We start from the raw sequence: 2,243 nt of genomic DNA on the forward strand, positions 1-2,243 counted from the left end.
GACGCCTGTCCCTTCTGCGGCAATTCCATCGTATTTACCGACAAGATCCGGGATCAGTCGGAGCCGGATTTTCTGATCCCCTTCAAAAAGGATCGGGAGTTTTTTCTGGAGGCCTTTCATAAGATCCTGAAGGAGGGCCTGTTTGTCCCGGAAGATTTCGTCAATACCGCAAAGCCGGAAAACATTCACGCCTGCTACATTCCCTTCTGGATCTACGATGCCCGGGTTTCAAACAGCGTCACCATGAAGACGGAACAAGTTACCGGAAACCTGCACATTTTCTTCCACAATGTCTATGACTGCACGGGTGCAGCTTCCCTGACCTTTCAGGGAGTGCCCCAGGACGGATCCGCCGCCATTCCCGCCGCGGTAACCCAGTCTCTGGAGCCCTACCATCCCGAGGAAGGCGTGCCCTTTCATTTCGGGTATCTTTCCGGTCTGGACGCCAGAATCTTTGACATCAATGCCAAGGGCAGCTACCCGGCGGTTAAGGCCCGGGTTATCGCCTCCTCCCGGAAGTTCATCGCCGGTGAAAACTGCGACAATATTCATGTTGTCCATGAAGAAGCGGAGGTCAGCAGCACGGAGATCAGCTATGCCCTTTATCCGGTATGGACCATGAAGGCCTCCTGGCAGGGAAAAACCTATAATTATGCCATGAACGGGGAAACCGGACGCCTTACCGGAGACATTCCCACGGATCGGAAACGCATCCTGGGCGTCTCCCTGATATTCGGCATCGTGTGCGCCCTGCCCCTGATTCTCCGGGATCTCTATCTGGCTCCGCTGGATCTGGGAGATGTGGCCAAGTTCTATGACGAGTACATGAGCATGTGGTATATGGTGCTGCCGTTCCTGGCGATAATTACCGGAGAAATGCTGCCCATCCGCTATTTCACCTTTGTCACCAATAAACGCTATTACCTTTTTCTGAAAATCGCCGCCGGGTTAACTCTGGCCCTCATGGCCTATCTGGTGTTAACCTGCATCATCAAGGATAATCTCTGGGTGCTCAAAAGCTCCCTGTCTCTTTACCTTACGGGACCGGCATTAGCGGGCTTTCTTGCCTATGCGGCCCTCCTCCATCGGGTAAGAAGACAGCGCCGGAAGAGAGAGATAGCCCTCCGGGAGGATGCCAGCGCCTATCTTAACAAGGCAGAAAGCAAGACGCTTTCCAGTTCGTCAAGGTATCTTAGTACCTATGTATCCCTGAAGCGCAAAATGTCCTGGCCTCTGCCGCCGTTTTCCTTTGGATTCATTCCTCCGCGGCGCGGCCTCCGTCGCGGCTCTTCCTGGATGGATGATGAACTTTAAAAACCTTCTCTCGAGGCAAAAAGCCGAATCTCGGGAAATTGCCGGGAAATCACAAGGATTAAGGAACAGCGATGATAGAAGATGATGCCGTAACACAAAATTCTCACGAACATGACACCGCTCCGGAACGCATGTTTACCATGATTTTTCTGTTTGAAGAGCCGTGCCCGCTCCCTGATCGGAAGCTTCTGAAAAGGCTTATTAAAAAACATGCCGCCGGAAGGACGGAATATCTGGGCTATGATTAAGGCAGTGCCTGCTTCGCCCTGACGGACATTCCTCTGGAACCGGATCTTCTGGAGGACGTTATCGCTCCCGCCCTGAAAGCGAAACCCGCAGAGGAGCTTCACCCCTGTCTCACCATTACCGCCGGCGTTAATGCCGTGACAGATCCGGACTTTCCGCCTAAGGAAAAGATTCTGGCCCAGACCTGGATGTGCCGCAATGCCGAAAAGATTCTGGATTCCTGCAAGTACAGCATCGAGGCCTTCGATATTTTCGGGACGGCTCTTACGGGACGGACGCGGGCCCGGATGCTGGGCGGCATCATAACGGCTCTCCTGGAGGCCATGCCCTCCTGCCGGGCGGGATTTTTTCTGCCGTCAAAAAAGATCATGACCCGGGAGGGCATGCTGTTCTTCACGAGATCCTATGAATCCCGTTTTCTGGATTATGCGGTTAATTTCAGACTGTACAACCGGCCTGACACCCCTTACATCCTGCTGGACACTCTGGGGATGCAGGTGCTTTCCATGCCGGACGTGCAGTATTTTTTAAAGATATCAGTCCCAGGGCTATGATGATACATGCCCGGAGCATACTCGATCTTCTGATGGATGAAAAGAACCCGATACAGGACGACGATTTATGCGACAGCATCGAAGACTTCGAATTTAATCGTGATGTCGTCTGGGCCATGCATTACGACT

At 52.9% G+C, this 2,243-nt stretch carries 3 protein-coding genes; all 3 read left to right on the top strand.

Annotation, left to right across the window (positions count from 1 at the left end):
• A partial coding sequence (locus ACJROR_RS00550; protein WP_406545396.1) for a hypothetical protein occupies positions 1–1,314 on the top strand: 1,314 nt, incomplete at its 5' end.
• A 71-nt stretch (positions 1,315–1,385) separates the two neighbouring features.
• Complete coding sequence (locus tag ACJROR_RS00555; RefSeq protein WP_406545397.1) at positions 1,386–1,562, top strand: hypothetical protein; 177 nt, start codon at positions 1,386–1,388, stop codon at positions 1,560–1,562.
• A gap of 135 nt (positions 1,563–1,697) precedes the next feature.
• Entirely contained in the window at positions 1,698–2,114 is a 417-nt protein-coding gene (locus ACJROR_RS00560) for a hypothetical protein (protein ID WP_406545398.1), read from the top strand.
• The last annotated feature ends 129 nt before the right edge of the window (positions 2,115–2,243 follow it).

It is taken from the genome of Succinimonas sp. (assembly GCF_045225735.1).
Taxonomy (GTDB): domain Bacteria; phylum Pseudomonadota; class Gammaproteobacteria; order Enterobacterales; family Succinivibrionaceae; genus Succinimonas.

What these genes read in the sequence shown, in the direction of transcription:
- ACJROR_RS00555 (WP_406545397.1), top strand. Translation starts at nt 1,386, where the DNA reads ATGATAGAAGATGATGCCGTAACACAAAATTCTCACGAACATGACACC.